26 protein-coding genes are annotated in these 25,548 nt (G+C 49.4%); 12 read left to right on the forward strand and 14 right to left on the reverse strand.

Annotation, left to right across the window (positions count from 1 at the left end; genetic code table 11):
• Nucleotides 1-250 precede the first annotated feature (250 nt).
• The gene (locus tag FVB43_RS19215; RefSeq protein WP_167864563.1) at nt 251-1,213 is read left to right on the forward strand and encodes an FAD:protein FMN transferase; all 963 of its coding nucleotides are present in this window, start codon (nt 251-253) and stop codon (nt 1,211-1,213) included.
• Here FVB43_RS19215 and dcuR read toward each other — a convergent pair.
• The 4 genes from dcuR to FVB43_RS19235 all read right to left on the reverse strand — a co-directional run bounded on the left by dcuR (nt 1,194) and on the right by FVB43_RS19235 (nt 4,210).
• Nucleotides 1,194-1,913 (reverse strand): two-component system response regulator DcuR, encoded by a 720-nt coding sequence (dcuR, locus tag FVB43_RS19220; RefSeq protein WP_133843399.1) that lies wholly within the window; start codon nt 1,911-1,913, stop codon nt 1,194-1,196. The genes FVB43_RS19215 and dcuR overlap by 20 nt on opposite strands.
• Nucleotides 1,910-3,550, reverse strand: coding sequence for a sensor histidine kinase (locus tag FVB43_RS19225; RefSeq protein ID WP_167864564.1), 1,641 nt, complete (start codon nt 3,548-3,550; stop codon nt 1,910-1,912). The genes dcuR and FVB43_RS19225 overlap by 4 nt, the downstream gene beginning before the upstream one ends.
• A gap of 183 nt (nt 3,551-3,733) precedes the next feature.
• On the reverse strand, nt 3,734-3,964 hold the full coding sequence (locus FVB43_RS19230) for a YgdI/YgdR family lipoprotein (protein ID WP_133843402.1): 231 nt from the start codon (nt 3,962-3,964) through the stop codon (nt 3,734-3,736).
• A gap of 15 nt (nt 3,965-3,979) precedes the next feature.
• Entirely contained in the window at nt 3,980-4,210 is a 231-nt protein-coding gene (locus FVB43_RS19235) for a YgdI/YgdR family lipoprotein (protein WP_133843404.1), read from the reverse strand.
• A 343-nt stretch (nt 4,211-4,553) separates the two neighbouring features.
• On the opposite strand from FVB43_RS19235, the gene FVB43_RS19240 reads away from it, so the two are divergent.
• On the forward strand, nt 4,554-4,757 hold the full coding sequence (locus tag FVB43_RS19240; RefSeq protein WP_167864565.1) for a hypothetical protein: 204 nt from the start codon (nt 4,554-4,556) through the stop codon (nt 4,755-4,757).
• A 24-nt stretch (nt 4,758-4,781) separates the two neighbouring features.
• On the opposite strand, the gene FVB43_RS19245 is transcribed toward FVB43_RS19240, so the two are convergent.
• The 4 genes from FVB43_RS19245 to FVB43_RS19260 all read right to left on the reverse strand — a co-directional run bounded on the left by FVB43_RS19245 (nt 4,782) and on the right by FVB43_RS19260 (nt 6,780).
• Nucleotides 4,782-5,030, reverse strand: a complete 249-nt coding sequence (locus FVB43_RS19245) for a biofilm/acid-resistance regulator YmgB/AriR (protein ID WP_167864566.1) — start codon at nt 5,028-5,030, stop codon at nt 4,782-4,784.
• A 46-nt stretch (nt 5,031-5,076) separates the two neighbouring features.
• The gene (locus tag FVB43_RS19250) at nt 5,077-5,376 is read right to left on the reverse strand and encodes a hypothetical protein (RefSeq protein WP_133843409.1); all 300 of its coding nucleotides are present in this window, start codon (nt 5,374-5,376) and stop codon (nt 5,077-5,079) included.
• 174 nt (nt 5,377-5,550) lie between these two features.
• Nucleotides 5,551-5,796: a regulatory protein YcgZ gene (gene ycgZ / locus FVB43_RS19255; RefSeq protein WP_167864567.1), complete on the reverse strand. Its 246-nt coding sequence runs from the start codon at nt 5,794-5,796 to the stop codon at nt 5,551-5,553.
• A gap of 282 nt (nt 5,797-6,078) precedes the next feature.
• Nucleotides 6,079-6,780, reverse strand: coding sequence for a dTMP kinase (locus tag FVB43_RS19260; protein ID WP_159337265.1), 702 nt, complete (start codon nt 6,778-6,780; stop codon nt 6,079-6,081).
• A 183-nt stretch (nt 6,781-6,963) separates the two neighbouring features.
• Here FVB43_RS19260 and FVB43_RS19265 point away from each other — a divergent pair, with 183 nt between their 5' ends.
• The 7 genes from FVB43_RS19265 (at nt 6,964) to lptG (ending at nt 13,549) form a co-directional block, all read left to right on the forward strand.
• Nucleotides 6,964-7,701, forward strand: coding sequence for a nucleoside/nucleotide kinase family protein (locus tag FVB43_RS19265; protein WP_159337264.1), 738 nt, complete (start codon nt 6,964-6,966; stop codon nt 7,699-7,701).
• Nucleotides 7,702-7,712: 11 nt separating this feature from the next.
• Complete coding sequence (locus FVB43_RS19270) at nt 7,713-8,471, forward strand: nucleoside/nucleotide kinase family protein (protein ID WP_159337306.1); 759 nt, start codon at nt 7,713-7,715, stop codon at nt 8,469-8,471.
• A 47-nt stretch (nt 8,472-8,518) separates the two neighbouring features.
• The gene (locus FVB43_RS19275; RefSeq protein WP_167864568.1) at nt 8,519-9,862 is read left to right on the forward strand and encodes a lipopolysaccharide biosynthesis protein; all 1,344 of its coding nucleotides are present in this window, start codon (nt 8,519-8,521) and stop codon (nt 9,860-9,862) included.
• Nucleotides 9,859-10,695: a hypothetical protein gene (locus tag FVB43_RS19280; RefSeq protein WP_167864569.1), complete on the forward strand. Its 837-nt coding sequence runs from the start codon at nt 9,859-9,861 to the stop codon at nt 10,693-10,695. The genes FVB43_RS19275 and FVB43_RS19280 overlap by 4 nt, the downstream gene beginning before the upstream one ends.
• Before the next feature lie 54 nt (nt 10,696-10,749).
• On the forward strand, nt 10,750-11,334 hold the full coding sequence (locus FVB43_RS19285) for a YtfJ family protein (protein WP_167864570.1): 585 nt from the start codon (nt 10,750-10,752) through the stop codon (nt 11,332-11,334).
• A gap of 68 nt (nt 11,335-11,402) precedes the next feature.
• A complete protein-coding gene (gene lptF, locus FVB43_RS19290; protein WP_159337261.1) occupies nt 11,403-12,473 on the forward strand; it encodes an LPS export ABC transporter permease LptF in 1,071 nt (356 codons plus the stop codon).
• Entirely contained in the window at nt 12,470-13,549 is a 1,080-nt protein-coding gene (gene lptG / locus FVB43_RS19295) for an LPS export ABC transporter permease LptG (protein ID WP_167864763.1), read from the forward strand. Before lptF ends, lptG begins: the two co-directional genes overlap by 4 nt.
• A gap of 18 nt (nt 13,550-13,567) precedes the next feature.
• Here lptG and spt read toward each other — a convergent pair whose 3' ends face one another.
• From spt to FVB43_RS19315, 4 genes are read right to left on the reverse strand one after another with little or no spacing between them, the layout of a single operon-like run.
• The gene (spt, locus tag FVB43_RS19300) at nt 13,568-14,740 is read right to left on the reverse strand and encodes a serine palmitoyltransferase (protein ID WP_167864571.1); all 1,173 of its coding nucleotides are present in this window, start codon (nt 14,738-14,740) and stop codon (nt 13,568-13,570) included.
• Nucleotides 14,727-14,987 (reverse strand): acyl carrier protein, encoded by a 261-nt coding sequence (locus tag FVB43_RS19305; RefSeq protein WP_133843445.1) that lies wholly within the window; start codon nt 14,985-14,987, stop codon nt 14,727-14,729. Before FVB43_RS19305 ends, spt begins: the two co-directional genes overlap by 14 nt.
• Before the next feature lie 29 nt (nt 14,988-15,016).
• Nucleotides 15,017-15,928 (reverse strand): NAD-dependent epimerase/dehydratase family protein, encoded by a 912-nt coding sequence (locus tag FVB43_RS19310; protein WP_133843447.1) that lies wholly within the window; start codon nt 15,926-15,928, stop codon nt 15,017-15,019.
• Between the two features lie 5 nt (nt 15,929-15,933).
• Nucleotides 15,934-17,682, reverse strand: coding sequence for a fatty acyl-AMP ligase (locus tag FVB43_RS19315; RefSeq protein ID WP_167864572.1), 1,749 nt, complete (start codon nt 17,680-17,682; stop codon nt 15,934-15,936).
• 455 nt (nt 17,683-18,137) lie between these two features.
• Here FVB43_RS19315 and FVB43_RS19320 point away from each other — a divergent pair, with 455 nt between their 5' ends.
• Nucleotides 18,138-19,271 (forward strand): N-acetyltransferase, encoded by a 1,134-nt coding sequence (locus FVB43_RS19320; RefSeq protein ID WP_167864573.1) that lies wholly within the window; start codon nt 18,138-18,140, stop codon nt 19,269-19,271.
• 426 nt (nt 19,272-19,697) lie between these two features.
• Here FVB43_RS19320 and FVB43_RS19325 read toward each other — a convergent pair whose 3' ends face one another.
• A complete protein-coding gene (locus tag FVB43_RS19325; protein ID WP_167864574.1) occupies nt 19,698-21,155 on the reverse strand; it encodes a lipase family protein in 1,458 nt (485 codons plus the stop codon).
• A gap of 643 nt (nt 21,156-21,798) precedes the next feature.
• The gene (gene ychF, locus FVB43_RS19330) at nt 21,799-22,890 is read right to left on the reverse strand and encodes a redox-regulated ATPase YchF (RefSeq protein WP_133845438.1); all 1,092 of its coding nucleotides are present in this window, start codon (nt 22,888-22,890) and stop codon (nt 21,799-21,801) included.
• Between the two features lie 351 nt (nt 22,891-23,241).
• On the opposite strand from ychF, the gene FVB43_RS19335 reads away from it, so the two are divergent.
• Together FVB43_RS19335 and FVB43_RS19340 are read left to right on the forward strand one after the other, a co-directional pair.
• The gene (locus tag FVB43_RS19335; protein ID WP_159337253.1) at nt 23,242-24,723 is read left to right on the forward strand and encodes a SulP family inorganic anion transporter; all 1,482 of its coding nucleotides are present in this window, start codon (nt 23,242-23,244) and stop codon (nt 24,721-24,723) included.
• 137 nt (nt 24,724-24,860) lie between these two features.
• Nucleotides 24,861-25,541 carry an EAL domain-containing protein gene (locus FVB43_RS19340; RefSeq protein WP_159337252.1) on the forward strand — a complete coding sequence of 227 codons (681 nt, stop codon included), beginning with the start codon at nt 24,861-24,863 and terminating at the stop codon, nt 25,539-25,541.
• Nucleotides 25,542-25,548: the final 7 nt, after the last annotated feature.

Consider the following 25,548-nt stretch of genomic DNA (forward strand, 5'->3'; position numbering starts at 1 on the left):
CATCGTAGGGGGAGGATAATATCCGGCCCCGACAGAAAGCATCACATCGTAGGGGTAGGATAATATCCGGCCCCGACAGAAAGCATCACATCGTGGGGGTAGGATAATCCCCGGCCCCGACAGAAAGCATCACATCGTAGGGGAGGATCATACCCGGCCCCGACAGAAAGCATCACATCGTAGGGGAGGGGCATGCCCCTCCCATTGACTCCGGGCCGGGCATGCCCCCCGTTGACCAGAAGGAGACCCAATGTCCGCAGGTTCCTACGCTTACTCCGCTGTTCTGATGGGATCGCCCATCCTCCTCAAACTGTTTGAACATGACGAGGCACTCGCAGGGCGGGTGTTTCGTCTGATCAAGCATCAGGAAAATCTGTTTACCGTTAACCGTGCACCCTCGGAAGTGATGGCGATCAATCACGCGGCGGGTCTGCATCCGGTCGTAGTCAGCGCGCCAGTCTACCAACTGATTAAACGCGCCAGCGAGGTCAGCACGCGTGCGGAAAGCTGTTTCAACTTCGCCATTGGCCCGCTGGTTAAACGCTGGAAGATTGGCTTTCAGGGGAATACGGTGCCGCCTGAGAGCGAGTTACAGGCGCTGCTGGCCCTGACCAATCCCCACCAGGTGATTCTCGACGATGCGGCACAGTCCGTGTTCCTGCAACAGGCAGGCATGGAGATCGACCTCGGTGCGATTGCGAAAGGTTACATTGCCGATGTGGTGCGTGATTATCTGCATCAACAGCAGGTCACGAACGCGTTGATCAATCTGGGGGGCAATGTGCAGACGCTCGGGCATCCGGCGCAGCAGGCATGGGGGATTGGCCTGAAAAAGCCTTTTGCCGGGCCTGATGCCCTGATTGGCGTCATCCACGTCACTCACCAGTCCGTGGTCACTTCCGGGGTGTATGAGCGGTATTTTGAGCTGGCAGGGCGTTGCTATCATCACATTCTTGACCCGCGTACCGGTTACCCGCTGGATAACGAGTTGCTGAGTGTGACGATTATTTCCGATGATTCCATCGACGGGGATATCTGGACCACATTGCTGTATGGACTTGGGGTAGAAAAAAGCCTCGTCTGCTTGCGAGAGATGCCGCAGATCGAGGCTATTTTTGTCACCCGGGACGGTCAGGTAATCTGTTCTTCACAGCATAAGTACCGCTTCACGCTACTGGACGACAGCTACCGGGTTACTGACAATACTGTTTAAGCAGGGCGGTATGCTCTGGCTGGAGGCGGTAACGATAAACCGGACGACCGGTGGCACCATAGTGGATGCTGGTGAACAGAATATTGCTGTGCGCCAGCCAGATGAGGTATTTACGGCAGGATACGCGCGAGATATTGACTGCCGCAGCGAGATCGTCCGTGGAAAATTCCTCATTCGGATGGGCGTCAATCCACAGGCACAGAGTGCGTAACGTCTGTGGCGTTAACCCCTTTGGCAGGCGTTTATTATCCTCAACTGCCGGATGATTACCGTGAATCAACTGATCGACATCCGCCTGTTCATAGAACTGATGGTTATCCATCATGGTTTTTTTCTGTTTCCAGCCGGTCAGCGCTTCTTCAAAACGCGAGAACTGGAACGGCTTAATCAGATAGTCGACCACGCCATAATGCAGAGACTGTTTGATCGTAGCGGCATCGGCGGCGGAAGAGATCACAATCACATCCACCGGACGCTTTGCTTCGCGTAGCGCAGGCAGAAGATCCAGCCCGTTATCCTGCTGCATATACACATCCAGCAGGATCAGGTCGACCGCCAGTTCGCTGTTCAGCACCAGATCTTTCGCCTGCTGTAAGGTTGAGGCAACGGCGCAGCAGGCAAATCCTGGCAGTTGGGCGACATAGCAGCGGTTCAGTTCTGCGACCATCGCATCATCATCGACGACTAAAACATTGATCATGCGTTTTTACTCTCTCCATCCCAGGGCAGTTGTACAAAAAATTGCGTATAAACGCCAGGTTCGGACTCTACAATAATTTTCCCGCCAAGGCTTTCAGTTTGTTGTTTTACCAGAAACAGCCCGACGCCGCGTTCATCGCCTTTGGAAGAAAATCCCTTCTCAAAAATCGCCTCTAACTGGCTGGCCGCAATGCCGGGGCCGTCATCGCTGACTTCGCAGGCCAGGAAACCCTTCTGGTAGTGCAGCAATACACTCACCTCGCCCTCAGCGCTGGGGCCAAGGGCATCCAGTGCATTATCAATCAGGTTACCCAGCACGGTGATCAGCGCGGCAACCTGCTGTTCGCTGCCGCTGTCCGGCAGCATACAGTCATCGCTGATCAGCAGGTGGTTGCCTGTGTCCGAGGCGCGATTCATTTTACTTAACAGGAACCCGGCAATAACCGGTGACTTGATTTTTCCTAACAGAGAACCGATCTCTGTCTGATAATTATTAGCCGTTTTAAGAATATAATCCTCTACTTTGCCGTAACTTTTCATATGCAACAGACCGAGGATCACATGCAGTTTGTTCATAAATTCGTGGGAGCGTTCGCGCAGGGCATCTACATAGCTCACCATGCCATCCAGCCGCTGCATTAGCTGGCTGATTTCTGTTTTATCCCTGAAGGTACAAATGGCACCGATGATCACGCCGTTGCTGCGCACCGGCATGGTATTGCAGAGTAAGATGCGGCCTTTAAAATTGATCTCCTCATCGCGCAGTGGCACGCCGTTGTTCAGCACATCGCGCAGGTTGGAGATCAGCGGGCCTGAGGCGGCCACCATTTCGCCGACGTCGATGTTCACCGCCTGCTGACGGTCGGTTTCACGCAGCAACTGCCGTGCGGCACGGTTAATCAGCGTCACCTGCATATGATCATCAACGGCGATCACCCCTTCTTTCATGGATTGCAGCATCGCCTGACGCTGTTCAAACAGTGTTGAAATCTCATACGGCTCCAGCCCGAACAGGATACGCTTCGCGGCCCTTACCAGCAGAAACGTGCCGATGGCACCGACCAGCATGCCGCACAGCGCGGCCCAGATGATATTCCAGCGGCTCTGGCTGATCTGTAAGGCCACTTCGCTTAACGAAATGCCGATAGCGACCACGCCAATCTGCTTATGCTGACTGTCGTAAACGGGGGTGAACAGCCGCAGTGCTTCCGCCAGCTTACCGTGGTTGATCGCCATGTTTTCGCGCCCTTGCAGGGCCGGAATAATGTCCTCACCGATGAAATGCTGGTTAATCAGTTCTGCTTTTGGGTGGGAATAACGAATGCCGTCCATATTGGTCACCACCACAAACAGCAGGTCGTTGCTTTCCTGCACAGCGCTGGCAATCGGCTGAATCAAGCCGCTGTCAGGAGGAAGCAGCAGTGCGCGCTGGATCTCGGGAGAGTCCGCCAGGGTGCGTGCCACTGCCAGCGCCTTATCTTTGACGCTCTCCTGGGTCACATGGCTTATCTGGAAAAAATAGAACAGATGAACAATCAACAACACCGTTGCAATCACGGCGCTGACCATCAGGCTGACGGACGTACTCAGTTTCATCGGACGCTTGCGCACAACAGGCGGCTGCAGCGGGTCGCTCATGGAGACTCCTGAAAGAAGGGAACCAGCGTTATCTCTGGCTAATATAGCGCGGGACGCTATGAGGCATGATGATTTTACATCAGAAAATCAGCGGTCCGGGCGAGTTTTTCAGGTAGAGGAGGAGGGAGCAATGGCAGCAGGTAAAAAGCAGGCAGTAAAAAGCCCCGTGAGGGGCTGTAACGATTATTTCGGCAGCTCACTGAGCTCTTTAACGTCACCTTTATTAATCTGTTGTTCAGTGCCGTTAGCATCGGTGTAAGCAATCAGACCCGTTTTGGCGTCTTCTTTCGGTTTGCCGTCACTGATAATCGTTCTGCCATCGTTAGTATGAATGGCATAACTGCTGCGGGTGCAGCCAGACAGCGCGGTCACACAAAACAAAGCTGCGAGAGAAAGTGCCATGATCTTTTTCATCTGAACTCCTGTTATTTAGTTATCTAGTTCACTCATGTTTTTAATCTGCTCACGATTAATCTGTTCAGTCTTACCCGTTTCGGCATTCTTATAGGAGACCAGTCCGGTTTCATCATCGACCTGCGGTTTACCATCGGTGACGATCGTTTTACCGTCGGTGGTTTGAATGGACTGATTTGAAGCACAGCCAGCAAGCATGAACAGAGACGCTGCGATAAAGGTCGCTTTAAACAGTGTGACTTTCATTTGGGATTTCCTTATAGATGTCTTTCTCATTCGAACGCTTTAATTATAGAAGGGTTTGGCGATTTTGCGCGTTTATATTTAAAAACATGAGAAAAAACGGAATATTCTGAAAAGATTAAGTCAGGCTTGATTTTTATTGTCGTTATTGCCATTCAGTGGTTAGCGAAAGGGGTTGTGAATTTATCCTTCGTGAAAGTTAATAATAATTCGTTGAAAATCAATTTGTTTATCTTTTTCTTGTTGTGGCGGTGAGCATATTGTAGCAGTGTGTTTAGTGCAGCATGTGCATTATTTAAGGTGAAATGATAATATGTAAGTACATACAGCCAGACAAGGGGTGCATGTGCACGGTAATAATAAGGAATATCCAAAAGAAATTTATGCAGTTATTGGCAGGGCAGTCTCAGAACTGATTGCGGCCAACCAGCCTCTGGATAAGAAGAGCGTATTAATTATGCTCCAGGCTCACAGCACCAGAGCAAATGATGCCCACACTCAGGGCATCTATCGACAGGCATTTCGTTATCTGCTGGAAAGCTTCCATTGATAACCCTCATTAATAACAACGCAGTTACGCATCGTCAGGCGTCATGCCTACCACCACTTCCAGCACCTGACGATAGACATCCAGCTGGATTACATCGGTGGTGGTCTCCAGCTTCTCAATCAGTTTCAGGATCATGGCTTTATTGCTGACGTGCGTGCCCTCAGCGGAGAGCTCCTTAATCACAGCACCCAGAACCTGCACTTCGTGTGAATACTTTTCACCGCCCCCCTGAAAGTAAGACAGGATTTCGGATTCAGGGGATATCTGCTGCATGTGCTCCATGCTGTTCGCCTTATCAATAAAGTTAAAGTGGAAACGCTCAGTGTTTTTTGGTGCCGTCAGCCGGGCCTTCACTGGTAAACAGGTGTGTGACATTGTCGCGATCGCGAATCTCTTGCGTATCGCTGTCACGAACCGGAGCCTGGTGATCCCGGACCTCCGCAATCGCCCGCCGGCAGGCGCGTTGCCGCGATGTATCTTGCTCTGCGGCAGCCATCATTTGTAACTGGCGAACCAGGGCTGCACTGCTGATGGCGGCATCGGCTTTCAACAGAACCATCACCGCTTCACCCAAAATAATATCGGAGAGTAACTCTTCTTCGTCTTCGTTTCTGTACATACCAACTTCTCTGAATCAGTGATACGGGCATAGCGTACATACCCGCAGAAACCTGCATCCCGTTAATGCCATGCCTGCTTAACGCTGGCGACCGGGACGGTCAGATGGTCGGACTGAGTTGTAACCTAACGCGTACGTCAATGTCGTTAATCCGCAAACATACTGCTTTGAAACTCAGTCCCCGCGGCCAAACAACAGGCCGATCAGTTCTTGATAGTGCCGTTCCTGCTCCGGTCCTGATGCCAGCTCAAGGCGCGTCAGCAGCTTTGAACAAATAGCCTTCCGGTTAAGTTGACGCCCTGAACGCAGGATCTCAACCACAATCTGGCCAAGCGTTTCCTGCTGAGAAGGCATCTTTACTTCACTAAAATAACGGCTGATGTCATTTTCAATCTTCGGGTTGGAACCGTCCTGACGCATAACAATGCCCCTCAGTCGTAAATCAATATAGTCAAAATTTCCGCAATAAAGTTATACATCTATGATTAGTTTGTACAGAAATAGTGAATTTTCATTCGCTATTTGCTTGAGCAAAAAATGCTATATGTTATTTATCATAGGGTTATAAATGTATTTATGCATAAATGATACATTTCTGCGGTGTGCGGAAAAGTGGGAATAGTCTGAATTGTAGGGTGGAACACGAGGGGAACCGTCATTCCTGACGGTCACTATCGGGGGTGTATGACTTAAGACGTCTTGTTATTCGCTTAAAGGATAGCCGTGCGCTTCCATAAAATCAGATACGGCTTTTTCGGCAACAATAAGGACCTCTTCCAGTGATTGGTTTGCATCAATATCAACAATGTGGGCACCTTCGAAGGTCAGCAAAGGGGTAATGGCAATCTTTTTTGCCAGTGATTCAGCAAGATGGTCCGGTTTGCGAGCGCAGGCGACATCCAAATCAACATTCAGCTTTATCACTAAGTCTGGTTTCTGTGTTGTCATCCAGTAAAACGCTTTACGTTCGAGAGTCGCCAGCCAGGAAACAAAGCGACTGCCGGGCGCATTAACCGGGAATACCGGGCCATCATAAGTTCCGGGGATTTGTACCTGGGGAAAACGGTCGGTTAATACCATCATTCCACGGCGACGAGAAGCCAGCATATGCCGGAAACGCAACAAACGGCGCAGGACGAAACATATAATGACCAGGGACGGCAGCAAACCGGGAAGCGTTGTGGGGTTGACAGTATTATGGCGCTTAATCGACTTGCCCAGTGAATTCCCTAACAGAGGCAACTGGGTGAGGGCGCGGCCTACGTTTCCAGATTGTTTCCCAAGATGAATGTGTATTGCCGGGCCGTATTTTTTTACATAATGAATAAGATATTTACAGACAGTCGATTTTCCTGAACCATCACTGCCAATAACCGCAATCAGTGGGGGTGATTTGATTTTCATTCGATGACTTTTCTCCTTTATTTCTTCGTGGAAAATACGCTTTTATTTCCAGTTCATCAAGGTTTCTTCATTTGAGAAAACACATGAATTCACAAATGATATTTCTTATGGCACGCAGAGCAAATATTTTCGCAGATGAGATGACTTAATATTAATGCAACATTTATTAATATTGGGCTATTTGTGCGAAAACAGACAAATCGTTTAACTTATTCTACGCCATTGCGAGTTATTGCTATTATTGGGTGCGATGGTTCAGGTAAATCAACGTTGGCATCTCGTCTGGTCACTTATCTCTCCCTATCAGAACCGACAGAGTTACTTTATCTCGGGCAGTCATCGGGGCGTATCGGGGAATGGATCAGCGGCCTTCCTCTGATTGGCGCGCCTTTAAGTCGCTACTTACGGGCAAAGGCCATCCAGGTGCATCAGCGTTCTTCCGCGCCACCGGGTGCGTTCACTGCGCTGGTGATCTATCTGCTTTCCTGTTGGCGGGCGTATAAATTCAAGCGAATGCTGGCCAGAAGTGAGCAAGGACGCGTGCTGGTGACGGATCGCTATCCTCAGGCAGAAGTCGCGGGTTTTCGTTTTGATGGTCCTCAGTTGGCTAAAACTGCGGGGGGAAACTGGTGGGTAAGCACACTCAGAAAACGTGAAAAAAAAATGTATCAATGGATGGCCTCCTATCCGCCCATGTTGTTAATCAGACTGAATATTGATGCAGATACGGCGCACTTACGTAAGCCCGATCACACATTGCAAGCGCTGCGCGAAAAGATTGAGGTCATCCCTCATCTTAATTTTAATGGTGCGGCTATCTGTGATTTAAATGCACGTCATCCGAAAGATGACGTGTTTAGAGCATCGTTACGTGTGATTAATGCTTATATTCCACTATCGCACGATCAGGCCTGTGATTGAGATTATCATTGATGATAAGGCGGGAAAATAAAGTGAATGAACATAATCCCTCCCGTTCGCGTGTTATTCCTGGTCTTATCGCCGTGGTGGGATGTGACGGAACGGGAAAGTCGACACTGACTCTCGATTTGGTAAAGATGTTGAATCAATACCGCGTGACGGAACGCCGTTATTTGGGGCTGGTATCCGGGGAAGATGGCGATAAAATTAAACGCGTGCCCTTTATTGGCATATGGCTTGAACGCTATCTGGCGACGCGCTCTTCAAAGAATCAAAACATGAGTACCCATTCCCCTGCTTTATGGGTTGCATTCATTATGTATTTATTCTCGTTACGTCGCAGGGCTAAATTGCGTCACGTGCTGCATCTGTCACAGCGCGGCGTATGGGTGATTAGCGACCGTTATCCGCAGGCCGAAATTTCAGGTTTTCACTATGATGGACCCGGCATTGGCGTGGAGCGCGTGACTGGCTGGTTTTTGACGCATTTAGCAAAACGCGAAAAACGGTTATATCAGCAAATGGCGTTATATCGTCCTGCGTTAGTTATCCGTCTCGGCATTGATATCGATACCGCTTTTTCGCGCAAGCCGGATCATGATTACGATGAGCTAAGGGATAAGATCGCCGTCATGGAAAGGATTCATTACAACGATGCGACCATCGTTGAGCTGGACGCAAGAGCACCCTATGGCGACGTTCTGGATAAGGCATTGAATGCCGTATTGTCTGTCGCTGAGATCTCTTCGGCTAGAAAACCGATGCTGTGAATGTCGCGTTTTCTCTGGTTGAAATGGAATTTGGCAGGTGTTAACCGATGAAGCATGGGTTCTCAGATGGTGTTTTTCGTACGATTATTCGTAACGCCGCGTATTTAGGTTCCAGTCAGGTTGTCAGTGCCTTACTGGGACTACTGGCACTGTCTTGCGCGGGAAAAGGCCTGTCACCAGAGATGTTTGGGGTGCTTGTTGTCATTGAATCCTATGCAAAAGCGATAAGTGATTTTGTAAAATTCCAGACGTGGCAATTGGTGGTGCAATATGGTACGCCGGCATTAGCCAGTAAGAACCTGGAAAAATTTCGTGATGTTATTTCCTTTTCTTTTGGATTAGATATCGCCAGCGGTGCCGTGGCCGTCATTGTGGGGATGTTACTGCTGCCATTACTTTCTCACTCATTGGGGCTTGATTCCGATAGTTTCTGGCTTGCCATGTTTTACTGCACGCTGATCCCCTCGCTGGTGGCAGCGACCCCGACGGGGATCTTGCGGGCCGTAAACCGTTTCGATCTGATCGCAATTCAGCAAGCCACACGACCCTTTCTTCGTGCCGCGGGGAGTGTGCTCTGTTACTTCAGTGAGTTTGGTTTCGCGGGGTTTATCATCACCTGGTATGCCTCAAACATGATCGGTGGTTCACTCTATTGGTGGTTTGCCTGGCGGGAGTTACGCCGCAGGGATATTCATCATGCATTACGGCCAGGGCTATTTGGCACGGCACGTAAAATCAAAGGTGCATGGAATTTTGTGTGGATAACCAACATTGCTCACTCTGTTTGGGCTGCGCGGAATTCAGGTAGTGCGGTGTTAGTGGGGATTATGTTAGGACCTTCAGCGGCCGGGTTATTCAAGATTGCGATGACGTTTTTTGATGCTGCTGGATCGCCGGCTAAATTGCTGGAAAAAAGTTTTTATCCTGAAATTATGCGCCTGGACCCACGAACGAAAAGACCGTGGTTATTGGGCCTTAAGTCGGCTTGTTTAGCGGGGGGAGTTGGCATACTCGTTGCGCTGGTGGTGGTGGTGGTGGTGGTCGGTAAGCCGGTAATTTCTCTTTTTTTCGGACAAAGCTACCTGATGGCATATGACTTAATCCGGGTGATGCTCTGCGCGATTATCGTTTCTATGATAGGTTTTCCCCAGGAGTCATTGTTATTTATGGCGGGAAAACAACGCGCGTTTTTAGTGGCTCAAACGGTAGCATCCGCTGCGTATATCATTCTCTTAATCGTATTTTCTCATTTATTCGGCGTGTCGGGTGCCGCGTTTGCCTATCTGGGCGGACAATGTCTGGACGTTATGTTGTCATTTATCCCTGTTTTATATACCTGGCGGCACCGCCATGTATTGATTTTTAGGGAACCAAAGGAGAGTCATCAATGACGAATGGATACGTAGTGAAGACATTTTCACCTGAAACCCTACAGCTGCTCTTTTCTGCAATCAATGAAGATGATCTTGTGGATGAAAATGTCAGTCTTCCCCCGCGGATCGATGTGCAATGCACACAGGATAGCCTGCGTGAAAACTATGCTTTGTGCCTGCAGTATTGGGAAGAGGGAGTTGATCGTCATGAACTATTGAATTTAGTTCGTGAATTATTGAGGGGGGACACATTGTCTGATAGTGCCAGGATGCAGTTTAAATACATTCGATCCCGCTATAAACATTTACGCTTCGCGCAGAGACTCTATAGTAAAAAACATCTATCCAGACTCTGGTTCAGTAAGACAACGGTCCTGCTCGGGAAACTTCAGGATGCATTTCGTAACAGTAATATAAGAGCGGTAAAATTTTATGCCGGAATACTGTGTTTTTATCTGAGTAAACCGATCTGGAACTGGGTTTACTTTTCCCTGCGTGATATGCCATTAGATTCGGCCAGTCATTTTATTGCCTACCGGAAAAAACAGATAAGAAAACTACAGGTTTTAATCGCTAAAACCGCGCTGACAGGGCGAGAGTTTCACGCTGTGCGTAAAATTGTCAGCCAGCAGGTATCTTATTATGACACGTTAAGATCTATCGACCCGGGCAACCAGGATTTCCATCAGATCTCACGCTTCTTAGCCGCTATTAATGGGGTGATGGGCGATAAGCATGATGAAATGGTCGCTGATAATTTGTCAGGGAGAAGACGCTACGACGAACTCGCTCAGCTGGATATTCATCTGCGCCAGCGTCTGGAGCTACTGCTCGCACGGTATCCATTATAAGAAGACAGTGCTCAGAGAGCGCTGAACAGGAACAGGCGCAAAAAAGGAAGCGCGATGAGATTATGCAGACTGATGTCTATGGCACTGCTGTTGTGGCCGTTGGCAGGATCGGCACATAACTTTATTATCGGTGAGCGGGTTGCTCCGATAGTTATCAGGGATCGGGGAGAGCTGTTATTGAATGACAATCGCTTACGTTATCAACCCTGGCGGAGTTCAGCGCTGGCAGGGAAAGTCCGTGTCGTTCAGTATATTGCCGGGCGTACTTCGGCGAAGAAGAAGAATTCATTGCTGATTAGTGCGATCAAGAATGCGAATTTCCCTGCCGATCGTTTTCAGCCGACAACCCTTGTTAACACCGACGACGAGATCCCGGGCACCCAATTTTTCGTGCGGAAAAAAATCGAGAAAAATAAAAAACGCTACCCCTGGGCGCAATTTATTATCGACAGCCACGGTATTGGCCGCAAATCCTGGCAACTTGAGGAAGAGAGTTCAACCATTTTAGTGCTGGATAATGCCGGACGTATTCAGTGGGCGAAAGAGGGGGCTTTGACGCCGGAGGAAGTCTGTCAGGTGCTCAAAAACGTGCTGAATCTGCTGGATGAGAAACCTCGTAACGCGGACTCACCAAAATAAAGTGTCTGTCCTGGTTAAGATTGTCCGTCAGGCTATCTGAGCCAGTGAATGTGGGATTTTCATCATCTATGGACGTAATCGAGCGTTATATTGTGACTCAGACCCAACGGTTAGTGCTGACCCTTGTCGGTTTTCTGATAGTTATCTTTGCCAGTTATTCAGCTCAGCGCTATCTGACCGAAGCCGCTAATGGCACATTATCGCTGGGGGTCGTGCTCGATATTGTCTTTTATAAAGTGCTTATTTCACTCGAAATGCTGATCCCGGTGGGGCTCTATGTTGCCGTTGGGGTCGCTCTGGGCCAACTCTACAATGACTCAGAGATCACCGCGATGCACGCTGCGGGGGCCAGCCCGATACGGATTTATAAAGCCGTGCTATGGCTTGCCATTCCTTTCGGAATAGGGGTCATGCTTCTCTCGTTGTACGCCAGACCCTGGGCTTACGGAGAGATTTATCAGTTAGAACAGCGCTCGCAGTCTGAAATGAACGTGAATCATCTGATAGCCAATAAATTTAATGTGAATGACGATGGGCGGATGGTGGTCGCTTCAACGGTTGACGCGGCGAACAACGTATTAACCGATGCGCTGATTTATACCTCATCCGATAACAAGAGCCATATATACCGGGCAAGGAAGGTCACAGTGCTGGGTACGCTGTCTTCATCGCCCTCTGTCCTGCTGCACACAGGAACGTCTTATGTGCTGGATCATCGGGGATGGGGGGACCAGGAAATGCGTTATCAGGATCAGCATCTGCACCTTAAAGCGATCCAGCCAACGGCATTGATGAAGCGTAAGTCGGCATCAATCACGACATTATCGCGCTCGACCGCTCCGGCTGATATCGCCGAACGACAATGGCGAGAAAGCCGTGGGCTCAATACGATATTGATGACGTTATTGGCGATTTCGTTAAGCCGTATCAAGCCACGGCAGGGGCGTTTTACCACATTACTGCCCTTAACCCTCGTATTTACCCTTATTTTTTATGGCGGCAATCTGTGCCGCACACTGGTAGCCAATAGCGCCTTTCCTGTTATTCCGGGCGTCTGGTTTTTGTCCTTACTGATGCTGGCTGGCGTCGTGATACTGATGGCGCGTGACTTTTCGTTATGGCAAAAATTTTTGCGATGACACTCTTCAGCCGTTATTTACTGCGTCATGTCTTTACCGGATTTGCGGCTGCAGCAGGATTGCTCATTCCGCTTTTTACTACGTTTAACCTGATTAGTGAGCTGGATGATGTCACACCGGGTGGATACCACTGGACTCAGGCCATTCTGGTGGTGTTGATGACTCTGCCCAGAAGCCTGATTGATATGGGGCCATTTATTGCGCTGCTCGGTGGGATCGTAGGATTAGGACTGCTTTCTAAAAACCTGGAGTTAACGGCGATGCGAACGGTGGGTTTTTCCATCTTTAACATCGCCATGGCAATGGTGTGTGCCGGATTGATTTTGACCCTGGCTCTCAGCACAGTTGATGAATGGGGGGCCTCGCCCTTACAGCAACGCGCAATTCAACTGAAAAGCAGCGCTATTTCCCCGGAGGCGAATAGCGATAATACCCAAAACAGGCTGTGGGCCAGGCGCAATGATGAGTTTGCTACGGTAAAAAACCTGGATAAACATCATCAACCGCTGGGTGTTGAAATATTTTCCTACCAGAAAGATCTCTCGCTGCAATCCTACATTTATGCCGAACACGCCACCATTCTGGATAATGGAATATGGATTCTGCATGATGTTTATCAAAAGAAATGGCGGCACGGAAAAGAAGAGGTTAGCAGGCTGGATACGCTGCCCTGGGCCTCTCTTTTTTCTCATATCAGCCTGACTGAACTGACTATGCCCGCTAACAGCTTCTCCATCAGACAGCTCTGTCGTTATATTCGCTACCTGCAAGATACGCATCAGCCCAGTCAGGAATTTGCTATTGCCCTGTGGCAGAAACTGGGAAGACCTATTTTAACGCTTGCCATGATATTACTGGCGATCCCCTTCACCTTTAGCCTCCCTCGCTCGCCAGGCTTGGGAAGCCGTTTAGCCACCGGTGTTATTGTGGGGCTACTGGCCTGGATCACCGATCAAATCATCATCAACTTAGGGATATTACTCTCACTGAATGCACCGCTAATGACAGTGGCACCGCCTGTATTACTGTTGATCCTCGCCCTGTTGCTGGTATATCGCTTTGATCAACGGCATTAGCCGCAGGGCAAGGGCGTACTAGCGCTTTAGTTCGGCGAATGCCTGAATGATAGTATCGATTTGTGCTTTACTGTGGGCCGCGCTGACACTGCAGCGCAGTAGCGTTTGACCCGCAGGAGTGGCGGGGGGTAACACCAGGTTGACATAGACATGCTTTTCTATCAGATCGCGCCAGAAACGCAGACCTTCTTCTTTCGACTCCATCACCACCGGGACCACCGGGCTGATGTTGGGGCCAAGCGTGTAACCCCATTTTTTCAGCCCCTGATAGAGCCGACGCGCATTATCCCAGAGTGTTTCACGCAGCTCCGGATGCTGTGAAATGGTCCTTAAAGAGGAGCGAACAGAGGCTATCGTGGAGGGCGAGGGGGAGGCGGTGAAGATGTAAGGGCGACTGCTGTAGCGCAGTGCCTCCATGGCCAGCGGACCGGCGGCAAAGCCACCAACGGAAGCCAGACTTTTGCTGAATGTGCCGGTAATGATATCAACATCCTGCTCAACGCCGAGTGCTTCAGCCAGACCCCGGCCCGTGTGACCCATCACGCCAAAGGAGTGCGCTTCATCGACGATCAGATACCCCCCAAGACGGCGTTTAACATCAGCAATGTCAACTAACGGAGCCACATCACCCAACATGCTGTAAATGCCTTCAACAATAATGATGGCTTCGCGCGCGCGCGCGCCAAGACGCAGCATGCGGCGTTCCAGATCCCGGGCATCATTGTGACGGAACCGAATGATGTCCGCGCCTCCCAGGGTGCACGCATCATAGATGCTGGCGTGGCAGTCTGCATCCAGTAACACAACGGCATCGTGATCGGCAAGGGTGCTGATAACACCTAAATTAGCGGTATAACCAGTAGAGAAGACAATGGCCGTCGGCCGGTTAAAAAAAGTGGCCAAATCGTGTTCTAATGCCAGATGCGTTCCGTAACTCCCATTCGCCATACGTGAGCCGGTGGTGCCTGTTCCCTGAGCGGCTAATGCTGCCTGACCGCTCGCGATCGCCTGAGGATTAAATGTCAGGCCCAGATAGTTATTGGTCCCCGCCAGAATAATCTTTTGATGGCCAATGCGTCCTTCCGTCGCTGAATAGATTTCATCAATACAGGTGCCGAAAGGACATAACCCGGATGCCTGGACGTGTTCCCGATAGTTTATATTGGGTGCAAATTTGTCATAAAGGCCCATACGTTTTCTCCAGGTGAGGAAGTAAAGCATCCCGCAGCTGTTCGGGTGTTCTGACATCCAGCAAAATATTTATCGGAATGGGAATATCAAATCTGTCTTCTAACATCATTAACAGATCCATGACCTTGATGGACTCCAGGCCCAGTTCATCAATGAGATTGCTGTCAGGATGTATCTCCACGTCACTGGCGACCATATTCTGCAAACATTGAATAATATAATTCATTACAGCATCATGATTTATCATAGAAATTTAAATTCCTTCTTATCTGATGATTAAAAGAGTCCTTCACGCAGGGCATGAATCAAACTTATCATCGGGCTCCAGTGAATATGTCGGGACAAACTGAGATGACTTGCAGACCAATCCGGATGGGTTAATTCATGAATTTTGCTGCGCGTCAGCATCGGTTCTTTTCCAGAAAGTCTGCTCGACACCTGGCTGATATCAGCCATAAGGTTGAGCACAGGGAAAGGAACTGTGATTAAGCGCACTCTTCCATTACGCACGTTCTCACCAATCTGTTGTAATCGCTGCCAGCTATAGGAATTACCATCACAGAGCTCATAGGGAAGAGTCGGCTGTGGTTCGGCGACTAGCCATTGCCCAACGGCCTCTGCTAAATCGCTGACGTGGATGAAAGACAGCCGGGCATCTGATGCTCCCATCCGGGGAAGCACGCCACGCAAAAGCCAGGTGAACAGCGGTTTGAGTTCTTTGTCGCCGGGGCCGTACACCGCCGTTGGGCGAAATATTCCGAGGGTCATATCCGCCGCTCGGGCAGTTAACTGCTGTTCTGCAACATATTTGGAATGGGCATACCATGACAAACCAGGGTGGCGGGCAGCCAGAGAAGACATAAATAAGAAACGCTTAATGTGGCCACTTTTTTTAGCCGCCTGTAGCAGTTGCAGACTGCCGGTGACATTACAGTGAGTAAAGATCGCTTCTTTGTGCCCACGAACCTGGCCCGCACAATGCACCACGCTCTCAGCACCGTAAACTAATTCAGAGAGCGCATCGGGGTTATCCAGATCGCCTGTTATCCACGTCAGATTGTTCACTGATGTTTTATCAGCTTTGCTGCGGGTGAGCGCCCGCACGGCATAACCCCGCGCCAGCAAATTCTCAGCAATATGCCTGCCGATAAAGCCTGTCATGCCGGTGAGGGCGATCGTGACGGGCATGGCGGTCAACCTGCCAGCTTTGCATGCGTGTTGATGGCTTCATTCCGCGCGTTAAGATAGCGTTTCTTCGCCTCCGCACGGGCCGGTTTACCTGAAGAGGTGCGCGGGAGACTATGCGGTGGCAGCAGTTCAATCCCGACAGTAACGCCAAATTCGCTGTGAATATGCGATGTTAACGTATGGATGATTTGCGCCCGACGCTCTTCGGAACTGACCCTGCACTGGATTTGCAAAATGATCCGGGCATTCTGATCGTGAGCGGTAACGAAGGCTATTGCATCACCGGAATGAATTTCTGGCTCCAGCTCGGCAATATATTCAATATCCTGAGGCCATATATTACGGCCCCGGATAATCATCAGGTCTTTCTTACGCCCGGTGACAAACAGGCAACCATTGAGCAAATAGCCTAAATCACCCGTATCCATCCATCCTTTAGACTGGATCTCCTGTTGCGATGTGGCATCCTGAAAGTAGCCGCTCATTAAACTGGGGCCTGAAATAAAAATATTTCCGACTTCACGCTCAGATAACGGAATGCCCGTGTCGCTACGAATCTCGATGCGGTGATGCGGCAGGGCTTTGCCACAATTAACAAAGGCCGTGGTTGATTGAGTGTGCGGGCCTGGTGGCACTGCTTTATTCTGATATTCAAGAATGCTACGGTCAACCTTGTCAATCAGCAGGCCTGAGTTCTCTTCCACGAAGCAGACTGCCAGTGTATTTTCCGCCAATCCATAACAAGGCATAAATGCCTTGCTATTAAAATTAACTTGACTGAAGTGTTGAGCAAACAGAGTCAGTTGCTCAGCGGAAATAGGTTCAGCGCCGACACCGGCGATACGCCAACTGGCGAGGTCAATTCCGGCTAATTCTTTATCATTACATCGGCGCAAGCACAAGTCATAGCCGAAGGGGGGTGCGACAGAAATACTGCAACGATTTTTCGTGATTAATTTTAACCACTGCATCGGACGCATGGCGAAGTCCTGAGTGCGTAAATAATCGACGGATAGCTGGGTTGCTACTGGCGTCAACAGGAAGCCCACCAGCCCCATATCGTGATAAAACGGTAGCCAGGAAATACAACGGTCGCCCACCCGTGCGTTGATACCGTTACGGCTTATCACCTGCAGATTAGACATAGCCGCGCGGTGGGTAATCATCACACCACGTGGAAAGCGCGTACTGCCCGATGTGTACTGGAGATAGGCAATATCATTGGGTGATGGCAGGGGTAATTCGACCTCTTTCTCCGGCAGCTCCTGAAAGTCAGTATTGCTAAGAATATGAATGGTCATCGCATCCGTGCAGGCCGGGCGAATCAGGGGCAACCACTCTTCATTACTGATAATAGCAACAGGCTGACAGTTGATTAATAGCGCGTGGAGTTTCGTAATATAAGAATGACGCTGACCCATTCCCATTGGGACCGCCAGCGGTACGGCAACCAGCCCTGCATACTGGCAGGCAAAGAAAGCCTCGACAAAGCCTACCTCCGTCTCAGCAATCAGTGCCACGCGGTCGCCCCGATTAAGATTGAGTGATAACAGGCGTCGCGCTCCTGCAATAGCACGCTGTTTTAGTGAACGATATTCCAGTACAGCTAAGAGCTGATTTCGTCGGTCGTAAAAATTCATTCCGGTGTTTCCCTGGGCTGCGTAATTTAATGCTTCCACCAGACTGGGGAAATCAGCATGGCGCAGGGGAAGAGAATGGATTGAACTGGTTTCAGACAGATATAATGGATCCATAGATTAACAATCACCCTAAAAGAGTAGCCGCGAAAAATATTGTTTTTTGTAAAAATCAATATATGTATTCATGCGCTAGTGATTTTGAATTAAATTTTGTGTTGAATTGTAATTTCAGTATCTATTAGCATTGAAAGCCTCGATTTTTATTAAGATGTCGATTTTGTCATGTGGTTAGTTGCAGCTATTTTGATGGGCTCCCCCCGGGAGGGGTAATGTTCTCATGTCATTGCTCAGCCGTTATTATGACGACAAGCTTCGATGAAGTGTATGCTTTGTTTAATGTTGACGGCAGGAAGCGCATTAACAGGTAAAAATAGCAATATCTCTTCAAGTGATAATTTTTTCATGCCTTAATTAAATTTAAATGCGCGGGTAAATAGCAGTGAAACGCAAGTTTAATGATTTTTTTTCAGGTTACTATTGTTTCTTTTATAGTAAAGCTTAAGGGTTTTATGATTTGCATCGAAAAAGTGAAGAATAAGGATGAACGTAAGGTATTCATCACTTTCCCCTCGTTACTCTATCGTGATGATCCTCACTGGATAGCCCCCTTATATAGTGAACGCGCAGAGCATCTTTCTAAGAAAAACCCCGCAGCAGAACATATTGAATGGCAGGCGTGGGTGGCTAAGAAAGAGGGCAGAGTGGTTGGGCGCATCACCGCGCAGGTCGATACCTTACATCGCGAGCGTTATGGGGCTGACACCGGGCATTTTGGCATGATTGAGGCCATTGACGATCCCGAGGTGTTTAGCGCGCTGTTTAGCGCGGCAGAGAGCTGGCTGAAGTCGAAGGGCGCACGGAAAATCACCGGGCCTTTTGGACTGAATATCAATCAGGAGAGTGGGTTGCTTATCGAGGGTTTTGATACACCGCCTTCGACCATGATGCCGCACGGTAAGCCTTATTATGCGAAGGCGCTGGAGCAGCAGGGTTATGCCAAAGGCATAGACTTAACGGCCTGGTGGATGCGCCGTACCGATCTGCACTTTTCCCCGTCATTAACCCGCCTGATGGACCAGGTGCGCAAAAAGGTCACCATCCGCCGTCTCAACCGTAGTCAGTTTGGTGAAGAGATGCAGATCATGCGGCAGATCTTTAACTCCGGCTGGCAAAACAACTGGGGCTTTGTTCCTTTTACGCAGCATGAGTTTGCCGTGATGGGCGAGCAGCTTAAGTTTTTGGTCCCTGACGACCTGATCTACATCGCTGAGATCGATGCCAGGCCCTGCGCATTTATTGTGGGCTTGCCCAATATTAATGAGGCCATCGCAGATTTAAACGGACGTTTATTGCCCTTTGGCTGGGCAAAACTGTTATGGCGCCTGAAAGTGAGCGGCGTTCGCACCGCGCGCGTGCCGTTGATGGGAGTGCGCCAGGAGTATCAGTTTAGCCGGACAGGACCGGTGATTGCGCTGCTGCTGATTGAGGCGTTACGCGATCCTTTTGCCAGGCGCAGGATCGAGGCATTAGAGATGTCGTGGATTCTGGAAACTAACCGCAGTATGTGTTCGATGCTGGAGCGGGTAGGTGCGGTGCCGTATAAGCGTTATCGGCTGTATGAGAAGGTGTTGAGTGATGTGTAGAGGGACATCGCTGTGGGTTTTAAACCCCGACTGCATCACGATTTCCTGTAGGGGGAGACCTTCTTTTTCGGTCACCCCGTGCTTGATGGTCAATACAACAGATTAGGCTGCATCACTGACCGATCAAAACAAAAAGTCAGCTACCACTGGCGAATACCTGCCATTTTTGTGGCTGCCAGGTTTGCGTCAGGTCTGAGGCCAGTTCGAGCACGCCGGATCGGCAACACCCGCATCCCTGCGGGCCTCGGCACGCGACGTCCTGTCGCGTGACGTCCGGCTTACCTCAAACTGACCCCATCCCCGTAAAAATAGTGCTCGTTGTAAGCTTTAAAACTGCGACGATATGACGTTTTACAGTAGAACTGGAAGGTATAGTGTAGTGGGTTTAAATATTTGATTTAATTAAAAATAAAAAGTTTTTAGGTATTAAACCTCATCGTCGAAGATGCTACTGTCTAACCAATTTACGATATTCAGCACTACCGTCGGGAGGGAGTGTGTCGAATGCACCATATTGGCATCACCATCGGGTGCAAATTTGAGTATATTGTATTCACCAACTGGTGTTTCAGATGAGGAAACGAACATTTCCGGACAGAAAATCAACCTCCAGTCACCATAGGCAATCGCTTTAGCTGCTGCCAACCAGAAAGAGAAAACTCCGATCGGAAAAGCTGCAGCTGCCAGCGTGTTCGATGGTTCTTGAACCGCGCGTTTAATCGTGATTGCGTGAGTTATTATCACGGTAATCAATCCAGTCAGGAAGGTTGTGTTCCAGGCTGTAAAGATAGACATTGGAGATGTAATGGCTTCGTAGATAATTAAGGCTGTAAAGATAATATAACTGATGATGAAAGGCAGATTCATCTTCTCTCTGGTAATCTTTGATGCGGCGTTCAGTTGGGATAAAACACCAAAACAAACTTCATGAACAACGCTAACAAACCTTAACGCAGAGTCTGCTTCATCTCCGATTGCGTGAAATATTGCGACATTGTTAAGTAAAATTGCGCCATTTTCATGAATAGATTCTTTTTCATAAGACTTTCGGCAGCGTTTGGCCAGCCAGATTTCTAACAGTGCTGCTGGAGATATGAATAGTGCAATGATAACGGGATCATTAAGGTCTAGGGCTAAATACAGTGCAACTACCGGAATCAATAGAGCAAAACTAAAACCAAAAACATTGGCATTGATTAATTTTCCTGCTGAGCGAGTAACTGACTTGCGATAGATAAAGGGAGTGGATAGTAAGCAGGCTCCACGGATCTTCTCGGCAATATCCGGAGAAGTGTGGGACATTTCGCGAACAATATTGCCACCGTGGCTATGGGCGATGATGTAGTGCTTATTGCTGGTTGAACGTTTAACTTTGTCTGCTAGAGCTTTGGCTGCCTGTGTACGTGCATAAGGAGTATTGCTGCTACTCCAAGCAAAACGCGCTATTTTCACCTCGGGTCTGATATTAGCGATAGCATTTCGCATGGTTGAGCCAGGAAGTGTCCATGCGGCATTCTTTTCGAAAGTGCCATGTACCAGATGGACGGTTATCGCCTCAGTGTCTGCTGGTTCATCAAATGTTGTATCAGTTTGCGTGGTGCCCTGATGTGAACGGTTTAACCTTCTGCACACCGTAGTGATCTTTTTTATGCAGAATATAGAGGAAATTACTGTTATATAAACAATACCTATTATTGAAATGATGATGGCGACAGGCACTGTCAACAGTCCTATCGTCAATGTCATGAATATGTAGCGGCACGAACCTTTGAAGTGCATAAAGATGAATAATCCGCTTGAAGATAAAAACAATGCGATTGGTGCGGATAATATACCTAAAAATACCATCATGACCAGTATGTTAATGGTTGTTCCTTCTATCACATTTTTCTCCTTAATATAGAATTTTTATTGAAAAAATAATGAAAATTTCTCGTGCTTGACAAGTTATTTTCATGGCGGTGAGTTGGTTTTTTGCCAGGGTGTCTTACTTTTATTGAAATTTATATTTATTTCAGGCGCAGTGAGGTATGTCTGAATAATTTTATTATCCAGGTATTTATTAAACAGATGTGCACAATTAATTCAGGCTCTCACAGGGCATATTTATAATTTTTTTAATATTGTTTTCAATGCGGCTAATAATGTATTCTCGTGGTCCGTTGCATCAGTATGTACTTAAATAAAAAGCTTCCAGAGCCGAGTTAATACACTCTTAGCTATCGAATGTACGTATCAAGTAATAACTGTCCGGGTCGTGCAGGGAATGGCCATACGAAACTACGTCCATACCGTGAAGCTGATGGAGGGGAGCACTAATATTACGCATAACATTATGAAACTCAGTACCTGTAGCAGTGCATAACGTATATTGAAAAATTTCCACCACATTGTTATCCATAACACATTCATCCCTGTTAGAAACCTGACGTTACTATAAACAAAGCCCCACGCTGATACGTGGGGCTTATGTATTGACGTTACTGTGTTACATCATCTGCAGATGACGTCAGACAACAAAACTTATTTAGACGTTGAACAGGAAGTTCATCACATCGCCATCTTTCACGATGTAGTCTTTCCCTTCTGAACGCATTTTACCGGCTTCTTTCGCCCCTTGCTCACCCTTGTAGGTGATGAAGTCATCAAAGGCTATGGTCTGAGCACGGATAAAGCCTTTCTCGAAGTCGGTGTGGATTTTACCGGCAGCCTGCGGAGCCGTTGCGCCCACCGGGATGGTCCATGCACGCACTTCTTTCACGCCAGCGGTGAAGTAGGTTTGCAGGTTCAGCAGGGCATAACCGGCGCGGATCACGCGGTTCAGACCCGGCTCTTCAATACCCAGCTCGGCCATAAACTCTTCGCGGTCACCATCTTCCAGCTCAGCAATGTCGGACTCTACGGCAGCACACACTGGCACAACAACAGAGCCTTCTTTCTCAGCAATCGCACGCACGATATCGAGGTACGGGTTATTTTCAAAACCGTCTTCGTTCACGTTAGCAATGTACATGGTGGGCTTCAGGGTCAGGAAGCTCAGGTAGCGAATGGCGGCTTTATCATCGTCGTTCAGATCCAGCGCACGCAGCATCCCGGCTTTTTCCAGATGCGGCAGGCACTTCTCCAGTGCAATCTGTTCTGCTTTCGCGTCTTTATCGCCACCTTTGGCTTTCTTCTGCACGCGCTGCAACGCACGCTCACAGGTGTCCAGGTCGGACAGCGCCAGCTCGGTATTAATGGTGTCGATGTCGTCAGCCGGATCCACTTTATTATTCACGTGGATAATATTGTCGTTCTCGAAGCAGCGCACCACGTGGCCGATAGCTTCAGTTTCACGGATGTTGGTCAGGAACTGGTTACCCAGGCCTTCACCTTTGGACGCGCCTTTTACCAGACCGGCGATATCAACGAATTCCATCGTGGTGGGCAGGATGCGCTGTGGCTTGACGATCTCAGCCAGCTGGTCCAGACGTGAATCAGGCATCGGCACGACGCCGGTATTTGGCTCAATGGTACAGAACGGGAAGTTCGCAGCTTCGATGCCCGCTTTGGTTAACGCATTGAACAGCGTGGATTTCCCGACGTTAGGCAGGCCCACAATACCGCATTTGAATCCCATGTTGAATCACCTTAATAGCTTGATAATCAACGCACTTTTACGTGCCCTGATAGTGTCACAGACGGTTGTCTTAAAAGTTTCCGCGCATTATACACGTAATTACCGCCCGGAGGCGGGTGATTTCTCAGGCACGGGTGAAGTTATCTCTTGAGATCGGACTCACATTTTTTCATACTGACGTGTCTTTACAGAAACCGGAGAACCACGCAGATGCATCGCTTCCTGCTTACGCCACCTTAAGAGCCCCCCGCCAGCGCAACGCCTGTTGCCGCCACTCGTCACTCTGACGAGCCAGCTGTGCCCGAACGCCGGGGCGCAGAAAAACGATCACATTAAAATAATGGAAAGACCATGTTTAACCTGAGCAATTTCAGGGCGAGTGACGTCAAAAATGACGTGCTGGCCGGTGCTGTGGTGTCTGTCGCGCTGATCCCCGAAGCGACCGCATTTTCTCTGCTGGCGGGCCTGTCACCGACCATCGGCTTACATACCGCTTTTATTCTCGGGCTGGTGACGGCCTTTTTCGGCGGTAAACCGGGGATGATCTCGGGTGCAGCCGGGTCGATTATTGTGGTGCTGATCAGCCTGATTACTCAGCACGGCTACGAATATGTTCTGCTGGCGACCATTCTCGCCGGGCTGATTCAGCTGTCGATTGGCGTCTTGCGGCTGGGCAAGTTTATCCGTCTGGTGCCACAACCGGCGATCTACGGCTTTGTGAACGGGCTGGCGATTGTCATCATGCTGGCGCAGTTCCCGATGATCAAAGGGCAGGGGCCGGTGATGTATGCGCTGGTGGCGCTGGCAATGCTGATCGTCTGGTGGTTCCCAAAACTGACAAAAGCGATCCCCGGCTCGCTGGCCGCCTTAATTGCCATCAGTGCACTGGCAATTGGTCTGGGGCTGGACACCAAACGCGTGGGCGATCTGGCGGATATTTCCGGCACGCTACCCTCGTTCCATCTGCCCACCGCGCCTCTGAGCTGGGAAACCCTGAAAATCGTGCTGCCTTACGCCGTGGTGATTGCACTGGTCGGGCTGATTGAGTCGTTGTTAACGCTGGCCGTGCTGGATGAAATGGGCAGTAAGAAGGGCGCGGGAAATCAGGAATGCGTAGCCCAGGGTATTGGTAACACGATCTGCGGCTTCTTTGGCAGCTTTGCCGGGTGTGCGATGATCGGCCAGTCGATTATCAACTTTACCTCAGGTGGGCGCGGGCGCATTTCAAATCTGGTCGGGGCGGTGCTGCTGATCCTGTTTGTCGTTAGCCTGTCACAATATATTGCCTTACTGCCGGTTGCTGCGCTGGCCGGGATCATGTTTGTCGTCTGCATCAACACCTTTGAGTGGAGCTCGCTGCGTCGTCTGAAGCGGATGCCGAAAGCGGATGCGGTGATCATGGTGGCGGTGACGCTGGTGACCATTTTTACCGATCTGGCGATGGCGGTGATCTGCGGGGTGATTATCTCTGCGCTGGTTTTCGCCTGGCAGCACGCGCGCATCAGTATTCTGGCGCAGTCTGAGGAGGAAGGGCAGAAAACCTATCAGCTTGAAGGGCCGCTGTTCTTTGGCTCAACGGCCAGTTTCCAGGAGCTTTTCCACCCGGAGCAGGACCCGGATCATGTGGTGATTGATTTTGCTCGCACTCGGGTCATGGATTCCAGCGGCGTGGAGGCGATCGATAAATTAACGGCACGCTATCTTGAAGCGGGAAAAAGCCTGCGTCTGCGTCATCTTAGTGAGGATTGTATCAGTTTACTGCAACAGGCCGGGCCGTTTTGCAGCCATGAACTTGATGATCCCGATTATAAAGTTGCTAGCAATGATGTCTGAACCATAAAGCTGGCGCTGGTCCTGCCGATAACCTAAAAATCGTCGTTCTGCGACGGCGAATACAGAATTTACTTCTATAGTTTATCTGTGCGGCGATTGTATTCACTGGCAGGATGCCCGTTAACTGGCCCGACGGCATGAAAAACGATTTTTTTTGTACTCCTGTTCATACGCTTACCGGTGAGTTGATCGCTATCGATCTGAGCTACCGGCCGCAGCCCCAGGCCGTCACCGGCCTGTCAGGGGCTGTTCTTCCGTCTCTGTCGCCACAGGAGCGGTTGTTAAATCAGTTGCTGATCGTTGAAGAGTATGCGGACTATTTTCGTCAGCACGGCTTGCTGTGTAGTGTCGCCATTGATTTTCAACTGGCGCGTGCCGTCACCGAGTCATCGTTTATTCAGCAAATCCTCAGCCAGCTGCCTTTTGTGCGGCTGAAACTGTCGGAAGATTTTCCCAATCTGCATGATGGCATGAATAATCCGCTGTTGCGGACCTTGATTGAGCAACTGAATATTATCTGGCTTGATGACCTGGGCGCAGGCGATGCCAATCTCAACGCACTGCAGTCGAACATGTTTGAAGCGGTGAAACTTGATCGGCAGTTTTATCTCGAAAACGTCGATAAACCGTTTTTTACCGTACTGATTAACCATATTCGTCAGTACACCAATCGGGTGATTGTTGAAGGCGTGGCCGGAGATGGGCAACTGGAGACATTGCGTAACAGCAAAATCTGGGGCGTGCAGGGTTATTTCAGCCCGGCACTGACACTGGAAAATCTGGATCACAGTGACGGTCAGCGCTGTGAAAATTTGTAGCCCCGCT

The organism is Erwinia rhapontici (genome assembly GCF_012271765.1).
GTDB classification, from domain to species: domain Bacteria; phylum Pseudomonadota; class Gammaproteobacteria; order Enterobacterales; family Enterobacteriaceae; genus Erwinia; species Erwinia rhapontici.